This is a genomic window from Aequorivita xiaoshiensis (genome assembly GCF_022008395.1).
GTDB classification, from domain to species: Bacteria; Bacteroidota; Bacteroidia; order Flavobacteriales; family Flavobacteriaceae; genus Aequorivita; species Aequorivita xiaoshiensis.
This window is the reverse complement of the sequence record NZ_JAIRBB010000005.1, coordinates 24,207-50,911: the sequence shown is the minus strand read 5'-3', so window position 1 is coordinate 50,911 and position 26,705 is coordinate 24,207. Positions and strand designations below refer to the sequence as shown.

The 26,705-nt window shown below is 34.1% G+C and carries 26 protein-coding genes and 1 other RNA gene; 10 read left to right on the top strand and 17 right to left on the bottom strand.

The genetic code is table 11. The features are described from left to right. Window positions 1-81: 81 nt before the first annotated feature. The 6 genes from lepB to K8344_RS07675 all read right to left on the bottom strand — a co-directional run bounded on the left by lepB (window position 82) and on the right by K8344_RS07675 (window position 5,816). Window positions 82-1,641: a signal peptidase I gene (lepB, locus tag K8344_RS07700; RefSeq protein WP_237608156.1), complete on the bottom strand. Its 1,560-nt coding sequence runs from the start codon at window positions 1,639-1,641 to the stop codon at window positions 82-84. A gap of 123 nt (window positions 1,642-1,764) precedes the next feature. Continuing rightward, on the bottom strand, window positions 1,765-2,475 hold the full coding sequence (gene dapB / locus K8344_RS07695; RefSeq protein ID WP_237608155.1) for a 4-hydroxy-tetrahydrodipicolinate reductase: 711 nt from the start codon (window positions 2,473-2,475) through the stop codon (window positions 1,765-1,767). A 27-nt stretch (window positions 2,476-2,502) separates the two neighbouring features. Beyond that, window positions 2,503-2,979 (bottom strand): DUF5683 domain-containing protein, encoded by a 477-nt coding sequence (locus K8344_RS07690; protein WP_420908349.1) that lies wholly within the window; start codon window positions 2,977-2,979, stop codon window positions 2,503-2,505. 91 nt (window positions 2,980-3,070) lie between these two features. Further along, window positions 3,071-3,970: a ParB/RepB/Spo0J family partition protein gene (locus K8344_RS07685; RefSeq protein ID WP_237608153.1), complete on the bottom strand. Its 900-nt coding sequence runs from the start codon at window positions 3,968-3,970 to the stop codon at window positions 3,071-3,073. Further along, a complete protein-coding gene (locus tag K8344_RS07680) occupies window positions 3,971-4,741 on the bottom strand; it encodes a ParA family protein (protein ID WP_237608152.1) in 771 nt (256 codons plus the stop codon). A gap of 190 nt (window positions 4,742-4,931) precedes the next feature. After that, the gene (locus K8344_RS07675; protein ID WP_237608151.1) at window positions 4,932-5,816 is read right to left on the bottom strand and encodes an SDR family oxidoreductase; all 885 of its coding nucleotides are present in this window, start codon (window positions 5,814-5,816) and stop codon (window positions 4,932-4,934) included. Window positions 5,817-5,996: 180 nt separating this feature from the next. On the opposite strand from K8344_RS07675, the gene K8344_RS07670 reads away from it, so the two are divergent. Beyond that, window positions 5,997-6,623 carry an SDR family oxidoreductase gene (locus K8344_RS07670; protein ID WP_237608150.1) on the top strand — a complete coding sequence of 209 codons (627 nt, stop codon included), beginning with the start codon at window positions 5,997-5,999 and terminating at the stop codon, window positions 6,621-6,623. A gap of 68 nt (window positions 6,624-6,691) precedes the next feature. Here the strand turns inward: K8344_RS07670 and K8344_RS07665 are convergent, their stop codons facing one another. Further along, complete coding sequence (locus K8344_RS07665) at window positions 6,692-7,375, bottom strand: 2'-5' RNA ligase family protein (protein ID WP_237608149.1); 684 nt, start codon at window positions 7,373-7,375, stop codon at window positions 6,692-6,694. Window positions 7,376-7,549: 174 nt separating this feature from the next. Between K8344_RS07665 and pheT the strand changes: the two genes are divergently transcribed. Further along, window positions 7,550-9,976, top strand: coding sequence for a phenylalanine--tRNA ligase subunit beta (gene pheT, locus K8344_RS07660; RefSeq protein ID WP_237608148.1), 2,427 nt, complete (start codon window positions 7,550-7,552; stop codon window positions 9,974-9,976). 18 nt (window positions 9,977-9,994) lie between these two features. On the opposite strand, the gene K8344_RS07655 is transcribed toward pheT, so the two are convergent. Continuing rightward, on the bottom strand, window positions 9,995-10,573 hold the full coding sequence (locus tag K8344_RS07655) for a fasciclin domain-containing protein (RefSeq protein ID WP_237608147.1): 579 nt from the start codon (window positions 10,571-10,573) through the stop codon (window positions 9,995-9,997). 153 nt (window positions 10,574-10,726) lie between these two features. Here K8344_RS07655 and K8344_RS07650 point away from each other — a divergent pair, with 153 nt between their 5' ends. The 3 genes from K8344_RS07650 to K8344_RS07640 all read left to right on the top strand — a co-directional run bounded on the left by K8344_RS07650 (window position 10,727) and on the right by K8344_RS07640 (window position 12,047). Further along, window positions 10,727-11,446, top strand: a complete 720-nt coding sequence (locus tag K8344_RS07650; protein ID WP_338144593.1) for a hypothetical protein — start codon at window positions 10,727-10,729, stop codon at window positions 11,444-11,446. Window positions 11,447-11,572: 126 nt separating this feature from the next. After that, on the top strand, window positions 11,573-11,815 hold the full coding sequence (locus K8344_RS07645; RefSeq protein ID WP_237608146.1) for a putative signal transducing protein: 243 nt from the start codon (window positions 11,573-11,575) through the stop codon (window positions 11,813-11,815). Window position 11,816: 1 nt separating this feature from the next. Beyond that, a complete protein-coding gene (locus K8344_RS07640) occupies window positions 11,817-12,047 on the top strand; it encodes a DUF2007 domain-containing protein (protein WP_237608145.1) in 231 nt (76 codons plus the stop codon). Window positions 12,048-12,142: 95 nt separating this feature from the next. On the opposite strand, the gene K8344_RS07635 is transcribed toward K8344_RS07640, so the two are convergent. After that, window positions 12,143-13,768: an ABC-F family ATP-binding cassette domain-containing protein gene (locus K8344_RS07635; RefSeq protein WP_237608144.1), complete on the bottom strand. Its 1,626-nt coding sequence runs from the start codon at window positions 13,766-13,768 to the stop codon at window positions 12,143-12,145. 143 nt (window positions 13,769-13,911) lie between these two features. Between K8344_RS07635 and K8344_RS07630 the strand changes: the two genes are divergently transcribed. After that, a complete protein-coding gene (locus tag K8344_RS07630; protein ID WP_237608143.1) occupies window positions 13,912-15,300 on the top strand; it encodes a TlpA family protein disulfide reductase in 1,389 nt (462 codons plus the stop codon). Between the two features lie 87 nt (window positions 15,301-15,387). Here the strand turns inward: K8344_RS07630 and fsa are convergent, their stop codons facing one another. The 4 genes from fsa to ffs all read right to left on the bottom strand — a co-directional run bounded on the left by fsa (window position 15,388) and on the right by ffs (window position 17,790). Further along, on the bottom strand, window positions 15,388-16,041 hold the full coding sequence (fsa, locus tag K8344_RS07625; protein ID WP_139855162.1) for a fructose-6-phosphate aldolase: 654 nt from the start codon (window positions 16,039-16,041) through the stop codon (window positions 15,388-15,390). Window positions 16,042-16,104: 63 nt separating this feature from the next. After that, complete coding sequence (locus K8344_RS07620; protein WP_237608142.1) at window positions 16,105-16,671, bottom strand: hypothetical protein; 567 nt, start codon at window positions 16,669-16,671, stop codon at window positions 16,105-16,107. Window positions 16,672-16,695: 24 nt separating this feature from the next. Beyond that, window positions 16,696-17,502 carry an SDR family oxidoreductase gene (locus K8344_RS07615; protein ID WP_237608141.1) on the bottom strand — a complete coding sequence of 269 codons (807 nt, stop codon included), beginning with the start codon at window positions 17,500-17,502 and terminating at the stop codon, window positions 16,696-16,698. 189 nt (window positions 17,503-17,691) lie between these two features. Continuing rightward, window positions 17,692-17,790, bottom strand: an RNA gene (gene ffs / locus K8344_RS07610) — signal recognition particle sRNA small type. An 87-nt stretch (window positions 17,791-17,877) separates the two neighbouring features. Here ffs and K8344_RS07605 point away from each other — a divergent pair. Both K8344_RS07605 and K8344_RS07600 read left to right on the top strand, forming a co-directional pair. After that, on the top strand, window positions 17,878-18,921 hold the full coding sequence (locus K8344_RS07605; RefSeq protein ID WP_237608140.1) for a glutaminyl-peptide cyclotransferase: 1,044 nt from the start codon (window positions 17,878-17,880) through the stop codon (window positions 18,919-18,921). A gap of 176 nt (window positions 18,922-19,097) precedes the next feature. Continuing rightward, the gene (locus tag K8344_RS07600) at window positions 19,098-20,627 is read left to right on the top strand and encodes a hypothetical protein (protein WP_237608139.1); all 1,530 of its coding nucleotides are present in this window, start codon (window positions 19,098-19,100) and stop codon (window positions 20,625-20,627) included. 76 nt (window positions 20,628-20,703) lie between these two features. Here the strand turns inward: K8344_RS07600 and K8344_RS07595 are convergent, their stop codons facing one another. From K8344_RS07595 to K8344_RS07585, 3 genes are all read right to left on the bottom strand, one after another. Then, window positions 20,704-21,201 (bottom strand): lipocalin-like domain-containing protein, encoded by a 498-nt coding sequence (locus K8344_RS07595; RefSeq protein ID WP_237608138.1) that lies wholly within the window; start codon window positions 21,199-21,201, stop codon window positions 20,704-20,706. A 29-nt stretch (window positions 21,202-21,230) separates the two neighbouring features. Continuing rightward, window positions 21,231-21,710, bottom strand: coding sequence for a nucleoside deaminase (locus K8344_RS07590; RefSeq protein ID WP_237608137.1), 480 nt, complete (start codon window positions 21,708-21,710; stop codon window positions 21,231-21,233). A gap of 171 nt (window positions 21,711-21,881) precedes the next feature. After that, a complete protein-coding gene (locus K8344_RS07585) occupies window positions 21,882-23,156 on the bottom strand; it encodes a serine hydroxymethyltransferase (protein WP_237608136.1) in 1,275 nt (424 codons plus the stop codon). 285 nt (window positions 23,157-23,441) lie between these two features. On the opposite strand from K8344_RS07585, the gene fahA reads away from it, so the two are divergent. Both fahA and K8344_RS07575 read left to right on the top strand, forming a co-directional pair. Then, on the top strand, window positions 23,442-24,722 hold the full coding sequence (fahA, locus tag K8344_RS07580) for a fumarylacetoacetase (RefSeq protein ID WP_237608135.1): 1,281 nt from the start codon (window positions 23,442-23,444) through the stop codon (window positions 24,720-24,722). A gap of 154 nt (window positions 24,723-24,876) precedes the next feature. Next, complete coding sequence (locus K8344_RS07575; protein WP_237608134.1) at window positions 24,877-26,058, top strand: hypothetical protein; 1,182 nt, start codon at window positions 24,877-24,879, stop codon at window positions 26,056-26,058. Window positions 26,059-26,087: 29 nt separating this feature from the next. Here the strand turns inward: K8344_RS07575 and ytxJ are convergent, their stop codons facing one another. Beyond that, complete coding sequence (gene ytxJ, locus K8344_RS07570; protein ID WP_237608133.1) at window positions 26,088-26,480, bottom strand: bacillithiol system redox-active protein YtxJ; 393 nt, start codon at window positions 26,478-26,480, stop codon at window positions 26,088-26,090. Window positions 26,481-26,705 lie beyond the last annotated feature (225 nt).

Below are 26,705 nucleotides of genomic sequence, written 5' to 3'. Positions count from 1 at the left end.
CATCCTAGATATCAGAATGGAGCCTAATATTCCACAATAATTAGTAAGGATTGAAGTTGAAAGGCTCGAACTAAATTGCTTTTACTTTTTAGTTCCTTTCTTTTTCTTTCTAAAGAAATCAAAAACGAACCAACCTATTACTACAATTACGAAATACATTAAATAAGACACTGGTTTTCCACTTCCACCTACTGTTGTGAAAACTCTATCCCAACGTACTTTTTTGTTAATTCCATCCCAGCTCATCCATACAAATACTGGTTTTCCTACAACGTGATTATAAGGTACAAAACCCCATGTACGAGCATCCTCACTGTTGTTTCGGTTGTCCCCCATCATCCAATAGTAATCCATCTTGAATGTATAATCGGTTAATGGTTGACCATTTAGAAGAACTTCCGTTCCTGATTGAGTAATTTTATTTTCAATTCCTATTTCGCTTCCTTCATAAACTTCTATAATACGCTTGTAGAATGGAAGAGTTTCTGGATTTATAGAAACTGTTTCTCCTTTCTGAGGAATATAAATTGGTCCGAAGAAATCATTATTCCAAGGATATTTTTGATCGTTTGGAAAAATGCCTGGATCCCACTCTCCTTTTTCACTTCTAAGACGCGTAATTTCAACCACATTTGGGTTGTTTTTTAGCATATTCATAGACTCTTCAGAAATAGCTGCAAAACGATATGTATTATTACCGAATCCATAACGATCGGTAATATCATATCGATTATAAAGCATTTCTGGGTTTAATTGTCCGTTTACCTTAACGTCATAAGCAAATTGAACTTTAGCACGGTCTGGAAGTTGGTTTTTCTCTCCATTAATATATACGTAACCATCGCGAATTTCTAGAGAATCTCCAGGGACACCTACAGCACGCTTTACGTAATTCGACTTTTTATCGATTGGCTTGTAGTAATATTTCCCATCACCATACTGCTGAAACGCGTTTACAGTATCTACAGGCCAATTAAATACTACAATGTCATTTCGTTTTATACTCTGAAAACCTGGCAATCTGAAATAAGGTAGTTGTGGTTTTGAAAAATATGATTTTTTATGAACCACAGGAATTGTATCGTGCACCATTGGAAATGCAACAGGCGTCATCGGGTTTCGAGCCCCATAATGAAACTTACTCACAAAAAGAAAGTCACCAACCAATAAGGTTTTTTCTAACGATGAAGTTGGAATTGTGAAAGGTTGCATTACATAAGTATGCACAACTGTTGCAGCTACAACGGCAAATAATATAGAACTCACCCACTCTCCAGTTGAAGTACGCGGTTTTAAGCTTCTATCCTTTATATGCGTAACATCTTGAGTGTAATTTATGTAATATATGTAAAGCCCTAGAGTAACTATCCCTAAAATTGTATCCGTAGTAGAATTACGTCCAAAACTGCGTAAGGTTTCAACCCAAACTACCGGAAACATAATCAGGTTAACAATGGGAATAAATAATAAAATAGTCCACCACCAAGGGCGATTAATAATTTTCATTAAAACCACAGCATTGTAAACAGGTACTGCTGCTTCCCAAGGTTTTCTACCTGCAGCCTTATAAAGCTTCCAAGTTCCTGCAAAGTGTATTAATTGAACTATTAAAAATAATATAAACCAACCTGTCCAACTCATAATTTGTAATTCGTTAAATTGTAATTCATTTAAACCCCTTATAATCTATACTGCAAAATAATAGGGATAGTATATTTTAATTTTAATTGAAATTGTACTAATACAACTACAATCTAAAAACTGTTAATCCGCATTTGTTAATCCTAAAACATCCTTCATTGAGAAAACACCTTTTTTATCTTTAAGCCATTCCGCGGCCAAAATAGCACCCTTCGCAAATCCTTCACGGCTATGTGCTTCGTGTTTTAAAGAAATTGTATCAATATTAGATTCATAGGAAACTATGTGGGTTCCTTTTACGTCTTCTTCCCTTTTAGCGGTAATTGATAAAACTTCGTCAGAAGTAGAATCTAGATTCCATTCTTTTTTACTGTTGTATTTTAAAATATTCTCAGCTATTGTTATTGCTGTTCCGCTTGGGGCATCTTTCTTTTCAAGGTGATGCGTTTCTTCAACAGACACATCGTACTCCTTCCATTGAGCCATCAACTTAGCCGCATATTCATTAATGCTAAAGAAAAGATTAACTCCAACACTGAAGTTTGACGCATAAATAAAACTTCCGTTACGCTTTTCGCATAACTTTACCATTTCATCATAACTTTCTAACCAACCTGTAGTTCCTGAAACTATTGGTAAATCTGCTTCTAAAGCTTTTTTAATATTACTTACTGCCGCTTCGGGGGAAGAGAATTCAATAGCAACCTCAGCGTCTTCTATATTACCTTCAGAAGATTCCACCCAACTTTTAAAAACAATTGAATGACCACTTTCTAAAGCTAATCTTTCAATAGTTTTTCCCATTTTACCATAACCGAGTAACGCTATTTTCATAATTTTCTATTCTCTATAAAACGACAACTATTTAAATCGATACGTCAACGACATTCCGTATTGTGGTTTTGCATTAAATTGATTGTAATTTAGGCTAGGTTGTAATGACAGGTCTTCACTCACTTCATATTGTTGTAAATGAGCATCTACGTTTGCATCAATAACATTAAGCAAATAGAAACCTAGGGTTACAATAATACTGTAACTCTTATTTCTTTGTGCTGATTTTTGAGCATTTATAAGTCTATCGTTTGAAATTCCTTGAAATTCATCATCTGTATAGCCTGCAAGTCTTCGCTTATAAGCATCTCTAAAACGATTATAGTCGTCGTCCTGCTGCTTATAAAAATAAACTCCGGCAGCCATTCCAGCATAGATAATAGGGATTTTCCAGTATTTTTTGTTGTAGGCTTGTCCCAATCCAGGGATTACTGCTGAGTAAAATGCAGCTTTAGCTGGAGCCAATGGATTGTATTCAACCTTAGGCTCGAGTGAATCTTTCACTACAATTACTTTTTCTTTCTGTACAGAAAGAGAATCAGCTGTCTGCGCAAACACTGAAGAAGCGAAGATTAAAAAAAAAATATTTAGGAGATTACTTTTCACTTTTAATTAGCTTCAAAATACGCTCGAAATCATCTTGATTTTTAAATGGCACAACCAACTGCCCTTTTCCTGACTTTGAAACCTTGACATCTACAGTCGTTTCGAAAAGATCTGTAAGTTCTTTTTTTGCTTTTTTAGCAAAAGGTGGCGCACTTGGTTTTGATGTAGTAGCTTTTTTATCAGGGTTTTTGAAACTTCTAACTAAAGCCTCCGTTTCACGAACCGATAAGTTCTGACCTAAAATCTTCTCATAAATATCAAGTTGATCAGATAAATCTTCAACATTAATTAATGCTCTACCATGACCCATACTTATAAAACCATCTCGCATTCCTGTTTGGATTATTGGATCTAGTTTAAGCAATCGCAAGTAGTTTGCAATAGTAGATCGATTTTTTCCAACTCTATCACTCAATTCCTCTTGGGTAACGTCTATTTCTTCAATTAAACGTTGGTATGAAAGTGCTATTTCAATAGGATCTAAATCTTGTCTTTGGATGTTTTCAACCAAAGCCATTTCTAGAGATTCTTGGTCGTTTGCAATACGAATATAGGCAGGTATTGTTTCTAAACCAATTAATTTAGACGCACGGAAACGACGCTCTCCACTTACTAACTGATATTTATTAAAGTCTAATTTGCGAACAGTAATCGGCTGAATTACACCTAGTTCTTTTATCGATGAAGCAAGTTCACGAAGAGATTCTTCATTAAAACTAGTTCGCGGCTGAAAGGGGTTTACCTCAATACTACCTAACTCCAACTCTACTATACTACCAACAACTTTGTCGGCATTTTTATCTTCAACAGATTTTATATCATTGGTAGGATCTTTCAACAGTGCTGAAAGACCACGACCTAATGCTTGCTTTTTTGTTGCCTTCGCCATTTATTCCGTTTCGTTTTTTTTGATTAACTCGTTCGCCAAACTTAAATAATTATCCGCTCCTCTGCTTGATGCATCGTAACTAATTATACTTTCACCATAACTTGGCGCTTCACTTAAACGTACATTCCGCTGAATGATTGTTTCAAAAACCATTTCATCAAAATGCTTTTTCACTTCATCTACCACTTGGTTTGATAGACGTAATCGTTGATCGTACATGGTCAACAACAATCCTTCAATATCAAGGTTTACATTGTGAATTTTCTGTACGCTTTTTATAGTATTCAAAAGTTTTCCTAAACCTTCTAACGCAAAGTATTCGCATTGAATAGGAATAATTACAGAATCTGATGCTGTAAGAGCATTAAGGGTTAATAGCCCTAAAGATGGCGCGCAGTCTATAAGTATATAATCGTAATCCTCTTTTAAACCTTCAATAGCTTTTTTAAGCATATATTCACGGTTCTCAACATCTACTAATTCAATCTCGATTGCCACTAAATCTATATGTGACGGAATTAAATCTAAATTAGGAGAACTTGTAGATATTATCGCTTCTTTTGCAGTAGCACTATGTTCAAGCAATTGGTAAGTACCTAGTTCTACAGTTTCAACATCAATACCCAATCCTGACGTAGCGTTAGCCTGCGGATCTGCATCTATTAGTAAAACTTTTTTCTCTAAAACGCCTAAAGAAGCCGCTAAATTCACAGAGGTTGTAGTTTTACCAACTCCTCCTTTTTGGTTTGCAATTGCAATTATTTTACCCATTAATTTACTTGAGATTTTAGCAGTTAAAAGTACAATTAATTATGTTGATAGAAAATCATTTTTGTTAACACTAAGTAAACAGACCCTCTATTTGAAAATGCAAAAATAAATAACACCAAATTCCAAACCTACTTGTTTAACAAGTGAGCTTGGAATTTGACTGTAATCTCGATTATTACCGATATAAAATTTATTTTTTTGTTTTTTGTGAACGAATCATAGCTTCAAGCATATCCCACATTTGTTGTGGAACTTCCTCAAGTTGATTCATTTGACCAGCGCCCTTTAACCATTCGCCACCATCAATAACAACAACTTCACCATTAATATATGCAGAGAAGTCTGAAACTAGATATGCCGCTAAATTTGCTAGTTCTTGGTGTTCACCAACTCGCTTAACGGGAACTTTTTTAGCTGGATCGAACTTTTCCTTTAAATCGCCTGGAAGCAATCTATCCCACGCACCTTTAGTAGGAAATGGCCCTGGAGCAATTGCATTAGAACGAATTCCGTATTTAGCCCATTCCACAGCTAGCGAACGCGTTAAAGCAAGCACACCTGCCTTCGCCGTTGCACTTGGCACAACATAAGCAGAACCTGTAAAAGCGTAAGTGGTGACTATATTTAAAATAGTTTTATTTGTTTCTTTTTTATCAATCCAATGTTTTCCAAAAGCTAATGTACAATTTTTGGTTCCTTTAAGAACGATATCAATAATGGTATCAAAAGCATTCGCTGAAAGTCTTTCGGTTGGAGAAATAAAATTTCCTGCAGCGTTATTTAATAGAACATCCACAGAACCGAACTCTTTTACCGATGCTTCAACCATAGCTTCTACTTCCTCGTAATTTCTAACATCACATTGCACAGGAAGCACTGTTCCACTAGTAGCAGTTTCTAACTCGTCTTTTACTTTTTGTAGTTTTTCAATATTTCTAGAGGTAATTACTACATTGGCGCCTAATTCTAAGAAATAGGTTGTCATTGCTTTTCCTAAGCCGCTTCCACCACCAGTTACTACTATTGTTTTTCCTTTTAACGCATCGTCGCGTAACATTTTTGAAGTATAGTCCATTGAATAATTTGTTTGAAGGTAAAGATAAGAACTAAAGTTATGAATGAAGAAATTAGTTATCAAGAATTAACAGTTGTAAATAATAATTTAAAGTTAATAAAGCGATAAATGATTGGTTTTAAAGCGTTAAATTATGTGAAATGCCTAGCCTACCAAAAGCATTACTCTTAACTTACCACTATGGAAAAAGTATTAGTAGCAGGTGCAAACGGCACCACTGGAAAAAAGATAATTTCAATATTAAAACAATCAGATAAGTATCAACCTTTCGCAATGGTTCGCAAACAAGAGCAAGTCGATGCATTTGAAAAAGATGATGTAAAAACTATCCTTGCTGATTTAGAACAAGATGTAAATGGTACTACTAAAGGCATGGATCGTGTTATTTTTGCCGCTGGTTCTGGCGGTAAAAACGTTAAAGACGTAGATCAGGAAGGAGCTAAAAAGCTTATGGACGCCTCTATAAAAGATGGGGTGAAGAAATTCGTAATGCTAAGCTCAATGGGTGCTGATAATCCAGAGATGTCTTCTGAACTGAAAGACTACCTAAAAGCTAAGCAAAACGCAGACCAACATCTAATGAATTCTGGACTTGAATACTCAATTGTACGTCCTGGCGCGCTGAACAATGAGGCTGGTAAAGGTAAAATTGTATTAGAAAGCAAGCTAAATCAAGAAGGTGAAATATCCCGTCAAGATGTAGCTGAAACTTTAGTTGGATCACTAGAGAGTTCTGTGGCTAGAAATAAAACTTTTGAAATTTTACAAGGTGATACGCAAATTAAATCTGCTTTAGAGAAGATTTAAAATTTAGAATGCAAATACTAAAAAGCACGTAATTTACTTTACGTGCTTTTTTATGAAATTTAGTGAAACTATTCTGATGTCCACAAAAGTTTTTGAGCAGTTCCGTGATCTCCTAATTGATATACAGCTAAGGATGATGGTAAGAATGGTATAGGTTTAAAAACAGTTTCAGATAAGCTATCCAATAAAACTTTATGAGCTACCCCTAAACTTATGTGGGGATCAAAATTTTCGTAACTGTATTTTTCAACAAAAGCAGGCACGTAATCTACAGTAAAATCACTTATTTCACTTCCATCTGGATTTTGAACAAATGACTCTTGAGACCCATCTTTAACCATATACGGCTTTACAAGCTCTATCGTTTTTTTATGAAGATCAACTATAGATTTGGTTCTACTATGCCTAATCATTGCAAAACTCTCCTCAGTATCACGAGAGTAATATAAACTTTCGGTGTAAATAGTGTCATTTTTAATTGTTTCGAAAAGACCCTCAACAGCCTTATTAACCTTCGACAAATCTTTTTCATTTATAAAACATTGCAACAGTGTTATATGTGGAATGTGGTTTTTGTCAAGCTTTATCGTTTCAGGGTTATTTTGGTGGATTAAAGTATTTAATTGAAGTGATTGCGCTTGCATTGCTTCAGAAGGTGTTAACAGCACATCAATTGCAATTATTTTGTCATTCTTAGGAACACAGGATAAAACCATTATAGAAGTAGCTATTAAAAATGCGATATTTTTCATATTTCAAAACTAATATTTATCGATTAGATTTTGATTAGAAAACTGTATCATTTTGATTCCCCAACACCTAAACCTCTTTTCAAAAATAATATCGCAAACAATAAACAATTAACTAGACACATAATACCCGATAATATTATCTTTGCAGACTGTGTAAACTATTTTATCTAGAATATGACAATTTCTTACAACTGGCTACAGCAATTTATTGATCTTCCTTGGGACGCTGAAAAAATAGCAGAACTATTAACCGACCTTGGTCTTGAAGTGGAGGGAATAGAAGAATTTTCTTCTGTAAAAGGCGGATTAAAAGGTGTTGTGGTAGGTCACATACTTGAATGTGAACAACACTCTAATGCCGATAGATTAAAAGTAACTAAGGTAGATATTGGTGGTAAAAAGCCTTTACAAATAGTTTGCGGTGCACCAAACGTAGCCGTAGGCCAGAAAGTTCCTGTTGCTACTATTGGCACAACTTTATATGACGCCGAGGATAAACCTTGGGAGATTAAAAAAGGGAAAATTCGCGGAGAATCAAGTGAAGGAATGATTTGCGCTGAAGATGAACTAGGAATAGGAGAATCTCACGAAGGAATTATGGTTTTAGACAACGATTTAGTTCCTGGTACTCCTTTGTCTAAAATTTTAGAAGTAGAAAACGATACTATTCTCACAATAGGGCTTACTCCAAATCGCGCCGATGCAATGAGCCATTGGGGTGTTGCTAGAGATTTAAAGGCTGGGTTGTTACAGAAAGGTATCGCTAAAAAGTTAGACACTCCTTCTACTAGCAGTTTTAAAATAGAAAACCGAGTATTAAAAATTGGTGTTCAAGTAGAAGATAGCACTCTTGCTCCAAGATACTGCGGAATTACAATTAGCAACATTAAAGTAGAACCATCTCCAGCTTGGCTTCAAAATAGGTTAAAATCTATAGGAGTTGCTCCCATTAACAACGTGGTTGACGTTACTAACTATATTCTTCACGATCTAGGACAGCCTCTTCATGCCTTTGATGCAGCCAAAATATCAGGCAATAATGTAATTGTAAAAACATTACCTGCAGGAACTAAGTTTACAACTCTTGACGGCGTTGAACGCGAACTCCACGAAGAAGATTTAATGATTTGCGACGCCGAAAAACCAATGTGTATTGCAGGAGTTTACGGCGGTTTCGATAGCGGAGTAACTGAAAATACCACAAGTATTTTCTTAGAAAGCGCATATTTCAATCCTGTGAGTGTTCGTAAAACAGCGAAACGCCACGGCTTGAGCACCGATTCGTCTTTTAGGTTTGAAAGAGGTGTTAATCCAAATATCACCGATTATGCACTGCGTCACGCGGTGATCTTAATAACTCAATTAACTGGCGGTCACGTTTCAAGTGATTTAATAGACATTTATTTAAAGAAAATTGACGACCACCAGGTTGTGTTGAATTTTGAAAAGACCAATAGAATTATTGGTGAAGAAATTCCTCAAGAAACAATTAAAGACATACTCACTTCTTTAGAAATAAAGATTAATAATTTTACTGAAACGGGTATCGGGATGACTATTCCGGCATATAGAAATGATGTAACTCGTGACGTTGATGTTATTGAAGAAATATTAAGAGTTTATGGCTACAACAACATAAACTTCACCCAAAAATTAAATGCGTCTATTGCTCCTATTACACCAGGTCAAGATTACAGTGTTCAAAATAAGATAGCACAACAGTTAACAGGACTCGGATATAACGAAATGCTTAACAATTCACTCACAACTCCTAAATACAGTGGAATGAGTGAATCGATTAAAGATAACTTCAATGTTGAAATGCTCAACCCATTAAGCAGTGATCTTTCAGTTATGCGTCAATCGATGTTGTTTTCTGGATTAGAAACGATTGCGTATAATGCAAATAGAAAGAATAGCGACTTAAAACTTTTCGAATTTGGGAAAACATACCATAAATTCCCAGGAGGTCATATAGAAAATAAACACTTAGCATTATTTATCACTGGTTTCAAAACGCAAGGAAATTGGGCTTTACAAGAAGTAAACACTAATTTCTTCTTCGGAAAAGGAAATGTTTCATCTATATTAGAACGACTAGGGATAAATAATTACTCCGAAGCTACTACAGACAACGATATCTTCTCTGAAGGCATTGCTTTTAAAAAGAACAAGTCTACGATTGTGGAATTTGGAATCGTAAAGAACAAAATTGCTAGCGAGTTAGATGTTGATGCAGAGGTTTTTTATGCAGATTTTAATTGGGATGAAGTATTAAAACTAATTCCATTAAAAACACTTAAGTTCCAGCCTATCCCAAAATACCCAGGTTCACAACGTGATTTTGCACTTTTATTAGATGACTCTGTAAGCTTTGGCGAGTTGCGAAATGCGGCGTTTAATACCGAGAAAAAAGTATTGAAAGAGGTAACGCTATTCGATGTTTACAAAGATAAAAATCTACCGGAAGGCAAAAAAAGTTATGCACTGTCATTTACTTTTGAAGACAAGTCCAAAACATTAACCGACAAACGGGTTGATAAAATAATGGAAAAGCTTAAAAGAACATTTGAAAATGATTTCGGCGCAACTCTAAGATAACTGAGTTTAATTTAAAACTTACTCTTCTTCAGTCGGGAACACTAATCCATCCACAATATGGAAAAATCCGTTTTTGTGATAGAAGTCTGATGCTATTATTGTAGCAGTTCTATTTTCAGAATCTATAAGTTGTAGGTTGCCATCTTTTTCCCTAATAGCTAGGTTTTGGCCATTTAGAGTAGAAAGGTGGGCTGTACCGCCATTTTTTAAAACAGCCATTTTTAAACTGTGACTATCCAATCTACCAGGTACTGTAAGAAACTTTACAAGAGATTGTGTTATTGATTTATTACTGATAATCGAATCTCTACTCTGTTCTTCAACTTTCAAAAAAGCATCATCTACAACAGCAAAAATGGTTATCATTTCCTCTTTTTCAAGTTTTGCCTGCAGCTCTTCATCATTAAATATTTCAGAAAGAAAGGTAAACGATTTTGTTTCTGAGATATTATCAATAAACGATTTTGTAGAAGTAAATGTTATATCATTCCATTTTTTAGAAACTTCTACTTTTTCAGCAGAAAGATATTTTTGGGCAACAGCGGAAGTAGTTAAATTGATTACCAATAGAAGTAATAAGACATTTTTGAATGGCATAGCATAATTTTTATAGGTGTAAATATAGCAAATACAACAGCAAGTTTGTGAAAATCAATTTACAGCTATACTATTTAATAAATTCATAAAGTATTTAAATTATTTGTTTTGATGAAATCTTGTGCTTAAATTTATTCATCCATAAGCTCCGCAATGATGTTTTCAAAAACAAATATCGAACAAAAACTTCGCAATTATCGTTCAAAACGTATCGACGAAAACTCTATAATGGATGAAGTCTGCCGTATTTTTTCCATCAACGAAATAGAACGATCTCAAATTGTTTCACGGTTACAACAGCAATCTAAGGAACAGGAAAATGCGTTTTCATTCGATTCTGTAGATGGCAAACGAATTTATCATATTGAAGATATAAAAAAGCTTTGTATAAACTACAGATTACGCTTTTTAGATTCACATTATTTTAAAGGAGACTTTCCAGAAGAGGCTGTTTCAGAAATACGAACTAGGGAAAAGGAACATAACACTAAACTTAAGAACTTTAAAATTGTTGCTCCTGCTAAGCTTTTAAAGCTAGAAAATGCTGACGACCCACTACTTTTTGCTCCTATGGGGAATGACTTTTTTTATTTAATACACAAGTGGGGAAACGATTTACACCCCTTCAGAAAATTTCTGATGTGGCCATATAAAAGCTTTGAAAACATTGTATTTACAGTAGTTGTTATTAGCATTTTACTCACAATTTTAGCGCCTATAAAAATGTTAACCTCCAACCCTAGTATTGGGCTTTACATATTTTTAGCTTTTTACATTTTTACAGCACTTGGAGGAATTGTAATTTTCTATGGTTTTTCAAAAGGTAAAAATTTTAATGGCGCTATTTGGAACAGCAAATATTACAACGCTTAAAATCCACTAAATTCTACCTTCTAAAACGGACATCCATCTTTTTGTGAAATTTTTCACACATAATTTATACCCGAATTTGAAAATAAGTTAGTAATTTAATAATCTAATCTATAAACACATACAACCATGTCAGATAATTTAGAAGAAACAATTCGCATATACACTGGTTCAGATATTATGGCCCAAGCTCTGGTAGAAAGATTAGAGAATGTTGGAATCACTCCTATCCTTCGAGATGACGAACAAAGCGGAGTTATGTTTGGTTCTGGGAGTAAGTTTGACGACCAAGTTCGCATCTTTGTTCGTAAGGATGAACTTTCCTTAGCACAACCTATTGCAGATACCTTTATTGAAGAAACAAAAGAATAACATGGCCAACACAACAAGAATTTATACTGGCCCAACACTTATTGCAAAAGGATTAGTTGCACGATTAAATGAAATAGGAATTAGTCCTATAGAAAGAAACGATCATGACAGTAGCTTAAGGGCTGGTCTTACTATGGGTATTGCAAATCAAACGATGGTTTTTATCCGAAAAGATGAAGCGCAAAAAGCACAACCTATAATTGATGAATTCCTCAAAGACATTGAAGAGTAACAGAATTATTTAAATATAGCTTTCAATTTAAGAAAACATAAAAACGGTCTAACTTTTATAGTTAGACCGTTTTTATAGTTGTTAGAGATAGTTAATTAAGCTTCAACAGCATACATTTTGTCTCTTAATTCCTTAATTTTCTTATCGCTCATATACTCATCAAAGTTCATATATCTGTCTATTGCTCCATTTGGAGTTAGTTCGATTATACGAGTACCAACAGTTCTAGCAAACTCGTGATCATGAGTAGTAAGAAGAACAGTTCCTTTAAAGTTTTTAAGTGAGTTGTTAAATGCAGTAATCGACTCCAGATCTAAGTGGTTTGTAGGCTCATCAAGCATTAACACGTTTGCACGCATCATCATCATTCTACTAAGCATACAACGTACTTTTTCACCTCCAGAAAGCACATTACTCTTTTTCAATGCTTCTTCTCCACTAAACAACATTTTTCCAAGGAAACCTCTTAAAAACACCTCTTCGCGTTCTTCTTCAGTTTTTGCATATTGACGCAACCAATCTACTAATGACAGATTATTTTTGAAGAAAGCATCATTATCTAAAGGCAAATAGCTTTGGTTTGTAGTGATACCCCATTGGAAAGTACCACTATCAGCTTTCATATTATCATTTAATATCTCATAAAAAGCTGTTGCAGCACGAGAATCCTTTGAGTAGATAACTACTTTATCTCCTTTAGCTAAGTTGATATCGACATCTTTAAAAAGTACTTCCCCATCAATAGATGCCGAAAGGTTTTCTACATTTAATATTTGATCTCCTGCTTCGCGTTCGCGTTCAAAAATAATTGCAGGATAACGACGACTAGAAGGTCTGATATCTTCAATATTTAATTTTTCAATCATTTTCTTACGAGAAGTTGCTTGCTTACTTTTGGCAACGTTCGCACTAAATCGCTGAATAAATTCTTGAAGTTCCTTCTTTTTCTCCTCTGCCTTTTTATTCTGTTGAGCACGTTGACGTGCCGCTAACTGGCTACTTTCGTACCAAAAGGTATAGTTACCGCTGTAATGATTTATTTTTCCAAAATCGATATCACTAATATGCGTACAAACAGCATCTAGGAAGTGACGGTCGTGAGATACTACAATCACACAGTTATCGTAATTTGCTAGGAAACCTTCAAGCCAACTAATTGTTTCGTAATCTAAGTCGTTTGTAGGCTCATCCATAATAAGCACATCTGGATTTCCAAAAAGTGCTTGTGCAAGAAGTACACGTACTTTTTGTTTACCATCAAGATCCTTCATTAAAGTATAGTGTAGACTTTCATCTATACCTAGGTTTGAAAGCATTGCTGCAGCATCACTATCAGCATTCCAACCATTCATTTCTTCAAAGGCAACTTGAAGTTCGCCAATTTTTTCGGCATTCTCGTCTGTATAATCTTCGTAAAGCTTATCTATCTGAGTTTTTATTGAAAACAACTCTTTGTTTCCTCTTACAACTGTCTCAAGTACGGTAAATTCATCATACGCGTTGTGGTTCTGTTCTAGAACCGACATACGTTTTCCTTTTTCTAAATGTACATGCCCCGAAGTAGGCTCTTGTTTGCCTGAAAGTATTTTCAAGAAAGTAGATTTACCAGCACCATTAGCACCGATAATTCCATAAATATTCCCTGTGGTAAATTGTGTATTTACATCATCAAATAAAATACGTTTACCAAATTGAACCGAAAGATTTGAAACTGAAAGCATAAAATTCTGTATTTTGCGCAAAAGTAGCTAATTAAGCAACACTCTAAAAAATATTAAAGCCCTAAAAACCCTTTTAACCTTCATTTAACATTAACCATCAAAAGGCTCTGCTATCTTTGTGTGTTAATCTAATTCTGTTTCATTTGTTTAGAAAACTACTTCTTTTACTTTCTGTTCTTGCACTGTTCTCCTGTAAAAATAAGGAGGAAAACACTGTGCAGTCTACCTATATACGTGGGCAGATTATAAACCCTACGCTAGATTACGTTATATTTTCTAAAGGAAACATCGTTTTAGATACGATTCCTCTAGACGAAAATAACTTCTTTGAATATTCTACCGACAAAATTAAAGCTGGATTACATCTTTTCAGTCATAGTGAAGGTCAGGTGTTTTACATTGAACCAGGCGATAGTTTATTAATTCACATCAACACTATAGATTTTGACGAATCCTTAGCTTTTTCAGGAAAAGGCGGGGACCAAAATAACTTACTAATTGATCTTTATCTAAAAAATGAGAAGGAAAATCAAAATCTTCCTAAATGGTATTCCCTTTCTTCGGAGGAATTTGAAGACAAAATAGATTCTTTAAAAGCTATTAAACTTCAGAGCTATGAAGAATTTATAGCAAATAATAAAGTTTCTGAAAACTTTAAAGACATTGCGCTTTCAAACATTGAATATGATTATTATTCAAAAAAGGAATTATACGGAGCTGCAAATAGAAATACACCTACTAGGTTATCTGATGATTTTTTCGATTACAGAAAAAACATAAATTTCAATAAAAATGAATTGAAATTTTATTATCCATATTATCGTTTTCTAAATCGATATTTTGAAAACATGGTTTGCACAAAATACAGTGCAAATGAGGTAATAGATAGAAATTCATTCGACTACAATTACAAAAAAATCCATATTATAGACAGTGTAGTAGCTTCCGATTCTATTAGAAATAGACTTTTACGCTACAATACAATTATGTATCTCTTTAATGCACAAAATGAAGAAGAAGAAACTCGACTTTTTGAAGCATACAAAAAGATGAATACAGATAAAAAATATTTGAATGAAGTTGAACAAGTTTACAATGCTTCAATTCAACTCATAAAAGGGAAGAAAATCCCTAATGTTTTGTTGGTTAATACCGAAAACGTATTAAATGAGTTAACCAATGTTATTAATGCCCCTACTGTGTTGTTTTTCTGGAGAGGGCAACCTGCAATTCAGCACAGAAACCTGCACAAACGCGCTTCCGAGTTAAAAGCTAAGTTTCCACAATACGATTTTATAGGTGTAAATACAGACAGGCACTTTAAAAAATGGAGAGACATTGTTTACAAATCTAAATACGATTCTAAGTTTGAATATCAGATAGAAAATCTAACTGATGCAGAGAAAAAATTCATATTAAGATACATCAATTACGTAATTGTTATCGATAAAGATGGAATTATTTTGGATGGTAAAACCAATATGTTCAACTTAGATTTTGAAGATCAATTACAAGCTTTCTTAAATGAATAACGCTTCAATAAGTTGTTTTGAACCAACATATTAAAGCGTTAATATTATATTTTGAGACCTTTAATCTCAATATTTATTGAAGTCTCATTAATTTCCTTTTTTATAATCTTCAAGAAACTTTTCCAAACCAATATCGGTTAGTGGGTGTTTTAGCAACCCTTCTATAGAAGATAAAGGACCGGTCATAACATCTGCTCCTATTTTAGCACAGTTAATTACATGCATTGTGTGACGAACAGATGCTGCTAAAATCTCAGTTTCAAAACCATAGTTATCATAAATTAATCTAATATCTGCAATTAATTCCAACCCATCAGTTGAAATATCGTCAAGTCGTCCTATAAATGGAGAAACATAGGTCGCTCCAGCTTTTGCAGCTAATAATGCCTGTCCTGCAGAAAATACCAAGGTACAATTTGTACGAATACCGTGATCGGTAAAGTATTTTAATGCCTTTACACCGTCTTTAATCATTGGAATTTTCACAACAATTTGCGGGTGTAACTCGGCAAGCTCCTCACCTTCCTTCACCATACCTTCAAAGTCTGTTGCGATTACTTCTGCAGATACATCTCCATCTACAATGTTGCAAATATCTACATAATGCTTTAAAATATTATTTCGGCCAGTAATGCCCTCTTTAGCCATCAATGATGGATTAGTAGTTACGCCGTCTAGCACACCTAGGTCTTGTGCTTCTTTTATTTGGTCGAGGTTTGCAGTATCAATAAAAAATTTCATAAAAGTGGTTTCAAATTAATTATTGTAAAAATAGTGAAGAAATGATTGATAAATAGACATTACTTAGTTTTTATTAAGCCCACAAGTAATATTATAGGTTCCGATTATTAGCGTAATATCTGGGATTACCTTAAAGACATTATTTTCAATTTTACTAACCAATTCGGGACAATCCTCTATAAAAGGAAACAATATTGATTTCGCTTTATTACTACCAAACCTGCTTGTCTCAATTTTAGTCAATTTTTCCTGATTTTTATCTCGAATGAAATATTGATAATCCGTATTATATTGATTATTTGTTATTTGTTGGTAGAGTTCTAATTTACCAATGACGATTTGTTCAACAATCTGAATTTTTTTATCTCCTATAACCGGAAGGAAACGTAGCTTAGTTATACTTCCAGATTCTTCAGTTAATAATACTGAGTCAAGTAGTTCAATCTTTATTTTGTTAAACCTTTCTCCAACTTTTTTGTAATATTTGAAATTTTTATTGTGGTAAGTCCCTCTCATTTCAGAAATTACTTCTCCAGATTTCAAATAGATTGTACATGGTCGTGTGATTTGTGAAAAAGCAATTGAAGGTATTATTGATGCTAAAAGAAAAATATAAAATTTTAGTTTCATATTATTTGTATTAATCCTAAAGTATCATTTCAACCCGTAATGCTTCAAAAGCAATCGTTCGTAAACTCTATCTGGCAATACGCGTTTTAAAACAATAGAAAATTTTTGCAAAGGAGCTCCTACCTTATAGTGTATCTTAGGGTTTGGAGTTTCAATAATTTTATGAACTACTTTTGCCATTTCTAAGGGATCACCGCCATTATCTACATGTTCATCCATCATCTTTAAGGTGTTTCCGTAATCCCTTTTATAAGGTGAATCATCCAAAACTGGAGAGTGATACCTACCTGCAGCAATATTAGTAGCGAAATCACCTGGTGCTATATTGGTCATTTTTACACCAAATTGCAAAGTTTCCATTCGCATTGCCTCTATAGTAATTTCTAAAGCAGCTTTGGTTGCAGAGTATATTCCACGATATGGAAGTCCCATGTACCCAGCTATAGAGGTGATATTTAATATATGTCCTCCGCCCTGTTCTCGCATATGCGGCATTATAGCCTTAATCACATTAATAGGCCCGTAAAAATTGGTTTGAAAAGCCTTTTTAATCTCAGATTCTGGAGTTTCTTCAATAGGTCCCGTGATTCCAACACCGGCGTTATTTATAACAACGTCAATCCTTTTTGATCTGTCGATTATTTCAGAAATAACATCCTCAATAGATTCAGTATCGTTTACATCCATCTTTAATAACGGAAATACCGAACTTGAGATTCTATTAGGATTTCTACTTGTTCCGTACACTTGGTAACCACGTTTTGATAAATATTCGCCAATAGCCTTACCAATTCCTGAAGAACCGCCTGTGATTAGTACTGTTTTAGACATAAAATTTTGTTGAAAAGCAAAGGTGCGTTTATGCAATCAGTTTTCCAAATAGTTTTTGCAAAAAGGCACTAGAAGCAAAACTGCTGTGCTGTAAGGAAAAGGTTGAGTTGGAGATAATTTTTAGAATCTATTCTATTTCCCTTTAGAATTTTTTTGAGCTACCTTCAGAACGAAAGTTTATCGCATAAAAAATGGCAAGCTACCTACATCACACCGCTACGACCATTTACCTTTGCTGCGTTCCCGCCCTGGAGGATTCAACAGGAGCTGGTTGTGTAGGACTTGCCGCTGCAAAGATAAAGCTTTTTCAAGTTTTTCCAAGTATTTTCACATTTCAATTTTAATAAATACCTTGCAGAAAAATTATCGTGAATCATGAAAATCTATAACACTTTAGTTCCTACGCTCTTACTGCTTTTTTTAGGTAGCTGCGGAAATAATTCTGAAGACAAAAAAGATGCTTTTTCACTCGAAATTAACGAGCCGAAGAAGACATATACCACCGAAGATGCTATTTCTTTGACAATGAACAACAAGAAAAGTTTAAAAATAGATTCTATCGCCTACTTTTTAAACAACGAAAGGATTGAAGCTTCTGGGAAAATCATATCACTTACTGGACAAAAACTTGGAGAGAAAACGTTATCAGCCAAAATTTATAGCGATGGTGATGAATATGAAGCATCAACAAAACTCCTTATTTTATCTTCAATAAAACCAAAGCTATACACATATAAAGTTATTGAAACCTATCCGCACGATATAAATGCATATACTCAAGGTTTAGAGTTTAATGGTGACATTCTATACGAAAGCACAGGGCAATATAAAGAATCTACCCTTAGAAAAACCGACTACAAAACGGGTGAGGTCTTACAAATGGTAAAACTTGCCGATCAATATTTTGGTGAAGGACTTACCATATTAAACAACAAAATTTACCAACTCACTTGGAGAGAAAACACTGGCTTCATCTACAATTTGGAAACCATGGAACAAACTGGAACTTTTGTTTACGGTAAAAGTAAAGAAGGTTGGGGACTTTGTCAGGATGGAGTAAACATCTATAAAAGTGACGGAACAGATAAAATTTGGACCTTAAACCCAAACACACTTGCCGAAAAAGACTATATCGAGATTTTCACAAACACTAGTAAAATCAGCAGTGTTAACGAATTAGAATGGGTAGAAGGAAAAATTTACGCGAATGTATATCAACAAGGTTCAATCGCTATTATCAACCCTAAAAATGGGGCGGTAGAAGGAGTAATTGATCTTACCGACCTTAAAGATAAAGTGACGCAGCACCCAAAACTAGATGTCCTAAACGGGATTGCTTATAAAGGTGAAGAAAACATACTTTACATTACTGGTAAAAACTGGGATAAACTTTTTAAAATTGAGATTATCGAAAAGTAAAAAACCCTTATAATTTTAAGTAACTATTTTTCAACTGCGAATTCACTAAGCAAATTTTGAATTCGTGGTTGATTTTTTTTACAATAATATTTTACAAAATAACCTTTCAAAACTTCTTTTAGCATTACAATAATAAGCTTCATAAAAAGTTATATTTTTACCAAAACTTTATTTGAATGAGGTATTTATACGGATTAGCAATTTTGAGTTGCTTAGTGCTATGGAGTTCGTGCCGAAACGACTTTGAAACTGTTGCAAGTACTGGAAAGTTAGAATTTTCGAAGGACACAGTTATGTTAGACACTATTTTTTCTAACATTGGTTCAAGCACATATAATTTAAAGGTTTATAATCGAAGTGATGAAGACATCAACATTCCTACTGTTCGATTGAAAGAAGGAGAATCTTCAAGTTACCGACTTAATGTAGATGGTATGCCTGGTAAAGTATTTGAAAATGTTCAAATACTTGCCAAGGACAGTATTTTCATATTTATTGAAACCACCTTTGACGTAACAGGAGTACCTACAAACCCTGAAGAATTTCTTTATACTGACCAACTTCTTTTCGATACCGGCGGCAATGAACAAAAAGTAGAATTAGTTACTTTGGTGAAAGATGCTGTTTTTCTATATCCAGAAAAATATGAGGACGGTACTTACGAATCTCTCAACTTAGGTATGGACAGCGATGGCAATGATATACTTGTAAAAGGATTCTTCCTTGACGACGACGAGCTTACATTTACAAATGAAAAACCCTATGTAATTTATGGTTATGCAGCTGTACCAAGTAATAAAACACTTATGGTTGAAGCTGGTGCTCGCGTTCATTTTCACGCAGGAAGCGGAATTATTGTTGCTGAAAATGCTACTATGAAGGCTTTGGGCGCACCAAGTTTGGACCGCGAGGCAATGGAAAATGAAATTATTTTTGAAGGGGATAGATTAGAACCTGGTTTTGCTGATGTTCCTGGACAATGGCTTACCATTAGATTTACAAGTGGAAGTGTAAATAATGAATTCAATTACACAACTATAAAGAATAGTACAGTTGGATTATTACTTGAAGACAGTCCTATTACTTTAAAAAACGTACAGATTTACAACAGCGCGAACGTTGGTTTATTAGCGCGAACTGGAGTAATAGATGCTGAAAATATGGTAATAAGCAATAGTGGACAATCATCATTAGCAGTACAACTTGGCGGAAGTTACGAGTTTAGACATTCTACATTTGCTAATTACTGGAACAATGGATTCCGTACCTTCCCTACAGTTTCATTAGACAACAGTCTAGAAACCGAAGAGTATATTTTTGTAGCGGATTTAGTAAAAGCTAATTTTACCAATTGTATTATTTATGGAAGTGAGCGTCGTGAATTTTCATTGTTAAAAAATTCGGAAGCTGATTTCAATTTTAACTTCACCAATTCGTTGTTGCGATTCGAAGATCCTACAGGGGAATTTAGTGACAACCCTATTTACGATTTTGAAAACCCTCAATTTTATACCGATTCAAAGTTCAATATAGAACCTATGTTCCAGGACACTACACTTAACAATTACAATATTGAAGCCGGAACTTCAGGAGCTGATAATATTGGTAAAAATAATGTAAGCCCAAACATAGATTTAAACGGAAATTCTAGAAGTACTCCTCCGGATGCAGGAGCTTATGAGGCTACTGTTTTTCCTGAACCTTAAATTTTAAAACATTTATTTTCAATAAAAAACCCATCTCTAGAATGGGTTTTTTACTGCACTATTTTTAATGAAATTGTTATTTAACCTTCAACCATTTTAGTTTTAATCTTGAATTTTTTCGTTCTACAGGTTGCATAATTAAAGTATCGCCAACAAAGTAAAACCTTCTTTGGGCTGTAAGTCCAAATTCGGAAGGGTTTGAATGCGATAGTTTGTAATGAGACACAATACTATCTGCTTCAGAAACTTTATAATTTCCCATATAATAATAAGATTTAGTAATGTGCTTTAAAGCCTCTAATGAAATGGAATCTGTAAAATTTGGAAATTCTATATCTACATTTTCGTAACCATTATCATAAAGATGTAGTGCTACATGATTGTTGTTACCATATAATAGATAACCATCCATCCCACCGCGGTAAGGACTCCAAGTATTAGTTGTAGTATCTCGCACCTTCATACCTTCCAGTTTCCAAAGCCCCGTAATAGATGGATTATTATATCTTTCATTTTGACAGGAGATTGAAGACCATAAAACTGCGGCGACAACGATGTATTTAATTTTATTCATTCACTAAAAGCTCAATTCAAAACAATTATTTAGTAATCCACTCTCCCCTCTTTATCTTCCCATTTATTAAAAACGACTCTACCTTCTTCTCTATTTAGATTGATAAATTTTACGTTTCTATCTTCAATATTCTTATCTATTTCATCATAAATAAAATGGTCGTCGAAACCTATTTCAGCTGCGTCTTCTTTAGTACAAGCATAATACACAGCTTTTGGTCGAGCCCAATAAATCGCACCTAAGCACATAGGGCAAGGTTCGCATGAGGTGTAAATAATACAATCATCCAGCTGGAATGTATTCAGTTTTTCACAAGCCATACGAATAGCTACAACCTCAGCGTGAGCAGTAGGATCGTTACTTGATGTTACTTGATTATACCCTTCGGCGATGATTTCACCATTCTTTACTACTATGGCTCCAAAGGGACCACCAGCATCAGCATTCATCCCTTTTTCAGAAAGTTCAATCGCTCTATTTATAAATTTTTTATCTTCTTCTGTAATCATTACAATCTATTTTTAAAAAAAAGTTCTAATTGTTTTTAGTACCTATTAGAAAGTTTATCTATCGATCTAATTTATTCAGATTTAAGTCTATAAATCTATTATAAAAAACAACTCTCCAACCATACTTAGATATATTCCTAAGAAAATTAGAGAGTTGTTTTCTAGAAGTTATTACATTTTAAAAAGTGGTAAACCAGACATCATCTTGTTAACTTCTTCGGCAATGCTCTCTAATTTAGCTTCATTATCGTGATTCATAATTACCTCATCAATTAAGTCGACAATTTTACCCATATCTTTTTCAACTAAACCACGTGTTGTAACGGCTGCAGTTCCAACTCTAATTCCACTTGTTACAAAAGGTGATTTATCATCAAAAGGCACCATGTTTTTATTTACTGTAATATCAGCTTTGCTAAGTGCTTCTTCTGCCTCTTTTCCAGAAATATTTTTATTTCGAAGGTCAATAAGCATCATATGGTTATCTGTACCACCTGAGATAAGATCGTAACCTTTATCAACAAAATGCTGAGCCATTACTGCTGCATTTTTCTTCACTTGTACCATATAGTGCAAGAACTCATCAGTTAATGCTTCACCAAATGCAACTGCTTTAGCCGCGATAATGTGCTCTAATGGCCCTCCTTGGTTTCCTGGAAAAATTGCACTATCCAAGATACTACTCATTTTACGAGGTTTTCCGTTTTTCAGTTTAATTCCAAACGGGTTTTCAAAATCTTTCCCCATTAAAATCATACCTCCACGAGGTCCGCGTAAAGTTTTGTGTGTTGTAGTAGTTGCAATATGGCAATATGGTATTGGATCACCAATAATACCTTTAGCAATAAGACCTGCTGGGTGGGCTATATCTGCAAAAAGGATTGCACCAACTTTGTCTGCAATCTCGCGAAAACGCTTGTAATCCATTTCACGTGAATATGCAGAAGCTCCAGCGATTATCATTTTTGGCTTTTCTCTTAGTGCAATTTCCTCAACCTTATCGTAATTGATGAGTCCAGTTTCTTTTTCAACACCATAGAAAACAGGGTTGTAAAGTTTACCAGAGAAGTTTACAGGTGAACCGTGCGTAAGATGACCACCGTGAGAAAGGTCAAAGCCTAAATATTTATCGCCTGGGTTTAAGCAAGCTGCAAAAACAGCGGTATTTGCTTGTGAACCACTATGTGGCTGCACGTTTGCATATTCAGCTCCAAAAAGTGTTTTTGCACGATCAATTGCTAGTTGTTCCACTTCATCAACAATTTCACAACCTCCGTAATAGCGCTTACCTGGATAACCTTCAGCATATTTATTAGTTAAAACCGATCCAGCAGCCTCCATAACTTGGTCGCTTACAAAATTCTCTGAAGCTATCAGCTCCAAACCATTTTTCTGTCTTAGTTTTTCCTCTTCTATGAGTTCAAAAATCTGTTCGTCGCGTTTCATAGTAAAATTTTATTATTTGAAATAAGGGTTAAATCATGTGTTTATTTTCAAAAAAATAAGCTCTTCAAACCTTTTGTAAAGCTAATATTTTTATTGAAAGTTAATTAATTCCAAAAATAGCAAATCCAATTGGTAACTGTCGTGAAATATATATATTTGATGAAGAATTTAATGAACAAAACATAAGTTACAAACTATTCTTATTCCATAATTAATTCCTTGAATTTCAGTAATTCGAATAATTTTTACTTAGTTTTATTTCACAACTATAAAAGATATTAAAAAATGCCTATAACAGCTAATGACCCTAATCGAAAAACCTGGCTCGAAACTAATCCAGATACAGATTTTCCAATTCAAAATATCCCTTTTGGCGTTTTCTTAACCAGAGATGATATTATTACTATCGGCACCCGTATAGGAGACTATGCTATAGACCTAGGTGCTTTACATCAACTAGGCTATTTCAAAGGAATTGACCTCACTGATGATATTTTTCTTCAAGACACATTAAATGATTTTATAAGTGATGGAAGAAAAACTTGGCGTTTGGTACGTAATCGAATTGCCGATATTTTCGACAAAGAAAATCCTGAACTTCGCGATAATGAAAATCACAGAAAGCACATTCTATTTACTATGGATGAAATAGAAATGCAACTTCCTGTACAAGTAGGAGATTATACCGATTTTTATTCAAGTAAAGAGCACGCCACAAATGTTGGTACAATGTTTCGCGGAAAAGAAAATGCTTTAATGCCAAACTGGCTTCACATTCCAGTGGGATACCACGGAAGAAGTTCGTCTATAATACCTAGTGGAATTAATGCTCGTAGACCGTGGGGACAAACTATGCCTGAAGGAGCTACCGAACCTGTTTTTGGTCCGTCAAAACTAGTTGATTTTGAGCTTGAAATGGCTTTTATCACAACTGATGCCAATGCTTTGGGTGAACCAATTCCAGTAAACGAGGCTGAAGACTACATTTTCGGATTGGTACTTTTTAACGATTGGAGTGCTCGTGATATTCAAAAGTGGGAATATGTTCCTCTTGGACCATTCTTAGCGAAAAACTTCGCTTCTTCTATATCACCTTGGATTGTAACCTTAGATGCACTTCAACCTTATAAAGTAGAAGGTCCAAAACCTGAAAGAGAACAACTACCTTATCTTCAGTATAAAGGAAATAAAAGCTACGACATCAACCTCGAAGTTTATATCGCTCCAGAAAATGCAGCCGAAACAAAAGTTTCTACTTCCAACTTTAAATATATGTATTGGAATATGGCTCAGCAACTTGCGCATCATACTGTAAATGGATGTAATGTAAATAGCGGTGATATGATGGGAAGCGGAACTATTTCTGGACCAACTCCAGATTCTTATGGATCAATGCTAGAACTTACTTGGCGCGGTGCTAAACCTATCACCCTTTCGGATGGTACAGAAAGAAAGTTTATAAACGATAATGACACCGTTATTTTAAGAGGATTCTGTAAAAACGACAAGGTACGCATTGGATTTGGAGAATGTAGAACAAAACTACTCCCAGCGATAAAGCAATAAAAATTTAATATTATTAAACCACGGAAACGCTAAAATGATAACACATTGGTGTTTTCGTGGTTTTTTATTTACACCAATTTATATACAATTAAGTATTTATCTAAAAATTGGTCCTACTATTGTATTTTAGCTTTCACAACTAATCCAAATTATTATGAAAGCTTATTACATTCTTTTATTTACAGTACTTTTAAGTTTTTCTTGTAATAGCGTAAAACGAACTGAGAGATTTGTTTCTCAAGGAAATTACGATGAAGCTATAAATCTTGCGGTTAAAAAACTTAAAAAAGATAAAACCGCTAAAGAATTCGACAAACACATCAAACATTTAGAGGTTGCATTTTTAAAAGCTACGGATAGGGACTTGCGTGAAATTGAATTTCTTAAAAAAGATAAATCAACTTCTAGTGCTAAAAAAGTTTACTACACTTACTTAGACTTAAAAGATCGTCAAAATAAGATTCGCCCCCTCCTACCGCTACATAGTCGTGAAATGGGACGGAAAGCAAATTTCATATTTTCCGATTATTCAAATGAAATACTCAATTCAAAAGAAAATTATCTAAAAGCGCTGTATCAAGAAGCTCAATTATATTTAAATAGTAATTTGAAAAGAGATTTCCGTAGTGCGTTCAATGTTTTGTGTGAAATAGACGAAGTACAACCAAATTATCGCGACGTAAAAAAACTTAAAGAAGATGCCCATTTTTATGGAACTGATTTCGTTTTAGTTGAATTAAACAATCACACAGGGCAATTTATCCCATTTAGATTGGAACAAGATTTATTAGATTTTAACACCTACGACTTAAATGAATTTTGGAAAGAATATCACGGAAAACCTGAGCAAGAAATTAACTACGACCTTGGTATAGATCTGAATTTTCAATCAATTCAAATTTCTCCTGAACGTATTTCCGAAAAACAATTCACTAGAAAAGAACGTGTAAAGGATGGCTACAATTATAGATATGACAGAGGTGGAAATATTATTAAGGACAGCCTTGGCAACCCAATAAAAGTAGATAAGTTTAAAGATGTTTCAGCCTTAGTAACTATTACCACGCAACAAAAAAGTGTATTTGTTGGAGGTGAAGTAGTCTATAAAGACTTAAACAATAAAAGGAGGTTAAAAAACTTCCCTCTTTCAGCAGAATTTATTTTTGAAAATGTGTTTTTAAAATACCGTGGAGACAAACGTGCATTGTCTAATGAAGACATGCAACTTCTAACCAATCATTTTATAATTTTCCCAAGCAACGAGCAAATGGTTTTGGATGCTGGCACAGTTATAAAGGATAATTTCAGGGAAATTCTAATAAACAATCCATTTTAAATATAGTAATTAAAAACACTAAACTATAGCTAAACAAATTTTGTGAGATCTGCAGCATCAATGCCATTATGTGAATCGTGGTGCACCACTACTTCATCCTTAATTACAATAAGCTGTGGGCTTTCGTGGTTTACTTTAAACCGTGCTGCAATTTCATTTGAAATATCTCGGTTTTGCAACAAATCAAGAAAATATAATTTTAGCTGGTCGTCATCTAAGCTATAATTTTTTTCGAACATCTTTAGGACGCCACGACTCACACCACAACGGGTAGAGTGTTTAAAAATTGCAACTGGTTTTGTTTTAGACTGTGCTACCAAATCGTCTAACTGCTCCATTTTACCTAAAACGTGCCAAGGAGTTTCTACTATTTCCTCTTTAGCAGCATCTCTTGGTGATTTAAACATATCAAAAAGTCCCATAATAATTTCTTTTATACAAAGCTACAAGTTCTATTGTCATAAATATCTAAATGAAATGATAAAAGCTAAATACTACAGTCATAATGTCTGTTAAATAACTGATTATTACAGACAATTTGTCTTAATTTTATAATGGCTTTGTATTTGTAATTCCACTATGCACAACAACTTTCGCTCTTTAAACAAAGCCGAAAGAAATAAATAAAAAGCAACAAAAGAATATTA

What these genes read in the sequence shown, in the direction of transcription:
- lepB (WP_237608156.1), bottom strand. Translation starts at nt 1,641, where the DNA reads ATGAGTTGGACAGGTTGGTTTATATTATTTTTAATAGTTCAATTAATA.
- dapB (WP_237608155.1), bottom strand. Translation starts at nt 2,475, where the DNA reads ATGAAAATAGCGTTACTCGGTTATGGTAAAATGGGAAAAACTATTGAA.
- K8344_RS07685 (WP_237608153.1), bottom strand. Translation starts at nt 3,970, where the DNA reads ATGGCGAAGGCAACAAAAAAGCAAGCATTAGGTCGTGGTCTTTCAGCA.
- K8344_RS07680 (WP_237608152.1), bottom strand. Translation starts at nt 4,741, where the DNA reads ATGGGTAAAATAATTGCAATTGCAAACCAAAAAGGAGGAGTTGGTAAA.
- K8344_RS07675 (WP_237608151.1), bottom strand. Translation starts at nt 5,816, where the DNA reads ATGGACTATACTTCAAAAATGTTACGCGACGATGCGTTAAAAGGAAAA.
- K8344_RS07670 (WP_237608150.1), top strand. Translation starts at nt 5,997, where the DNA reads ATGGAAAAAGTATTAGTAGCAGGTGCAAACGGCACCACTGGAAAAAAG.
- K8344_RS07665 (WP_237608149.1), bottom strand. Translation starts at nt 7,375, where the DNA reads ATGAAAAATATCGCATTTTTAATAGCTACTTCTATAATGGTTTTATCC.
- pheT (WP_237608148.1), top strand. Translation starts at nt 7,550, where the DNA reads ATGACAATTTCTTACAACTGGCTACAGCAATTTATTGATCTTCCTTGG.
- K8344_RS07655 (WP_237608147.1), bottom strand. Translation starts at nt 10,573, where the DNA reads ATGCCATTCAAAAATGTCTTATTACTTCTATTGGTAATCAATTTAACT.
- K8344_RS07650 (WP_338144593.1), top strand. Translation starts at nt 10,727, where the DNA reads ATGATGTTTTCAAAAACAAATATCGAACAAAAACTTCGCAATTATCGT.
- K8344_RS07645 (WP_237608146.1), top strand. Translation starts at nt 11,573, where the DNA reads ATGTCAGATAATTTAGAAGAAACAATTCGCATATACACTGGTTCAGAT.
- K8344_RS07640 (WP_237608145.1), top strand. Translation starts at nt 11,817, where the DNA reads ATGGCCAACACAACAAGAATTTATACTGGCCCAACACTTATTGCAAAA.
- K8344_RS07635 (WP_237608144.1), bottom strand. Translation starts at nt 13,768, where the DNA reads ATGCTTTCAGTTTCAAATCTTTCGGTTCAATTTGGTAAACGTATTTTA.
- fsa (WP_139855162.1), bottom strand. Translation starts at nt 16,041, where the DNA reads ATGAAATTTTTTATTGATACTGCAAACCTCGACCAAATAAAAGAAGCA.
- K8344_RS07620 (WP_237608142.1), bottom strand. Translation starts at nt 16,671, where the DNA reads ATGAAACTAAAATTTTATATTTTTCTTTTAGCATCAATAATACCTTCA.
- K8344_RS07615 (WP_237608141.1), bottom strand. Translation starts at nt 17,502, where the DNA reads ATGTCTAAAACAGTACTAATCACAGGCGGTTCTTCAGGAATTGGTAAG.
- K8344_RS07605 (WP_237608140.1), top strand. Translation starts at nt 17,878, where the DNA reads ATGAAAATCTATAACACTTTAGTTCCTACGCTCTTACTGCTTTTTTTA.
- K8344_RS07600 (WP_237608139.1), top strand. Translation starts at nt 19,098, where the DNA reads ATGAGGTATTTATACGGATTAGCAATTTTGAGTTGCTTAGTGCTATGG.
- K8344_RS07595 (WP_237608138.1), bottom strand. Translation starts at nt 21,201, where the DNA reads ATGAATAAAATTAAATACATCGTTGTCGCCGCAGTTTTATGGTCTTCA.
- K8344_RS07590 (WP_237608137.1), bottom strand. Translation starts at nt 21,710, where the DNA reads ATGATTACAGAAGAAGATAAAAAATTTATAAATAGAGCGATTGAACTT.
- K8344_RS07585 (WP_237608136.1), bottom strand. Translation starts at nt 23,156, where the DNA reads ATGAAACGCGACGAACAGATTTTTGAACTCATAGAAGAGGAAAAACTA.
- fahA (WP_237608135.1), top strand. Translation starts at nt 23,442, where the DNA reads ATGCCTATAACAGCTAATGACCCTAATCGAAAAACCTGGCTCGAAACT.
- K8344_RS07575 (WP_237608134.1), top strand. Translation starts at nt 24,877, where the DNA reads ATGAAAGCTTATTACATTCTTTTATTTACAGTACTTTTAAGTTTTTCT.
- ytxJ (WP_237608133.1), bottom strand. Translation starts at nt 26,480, where the DNA reads ATGGGACTTTTTGATATGTTTAAATCACCAAGAGATGCTGCTAAAGAG.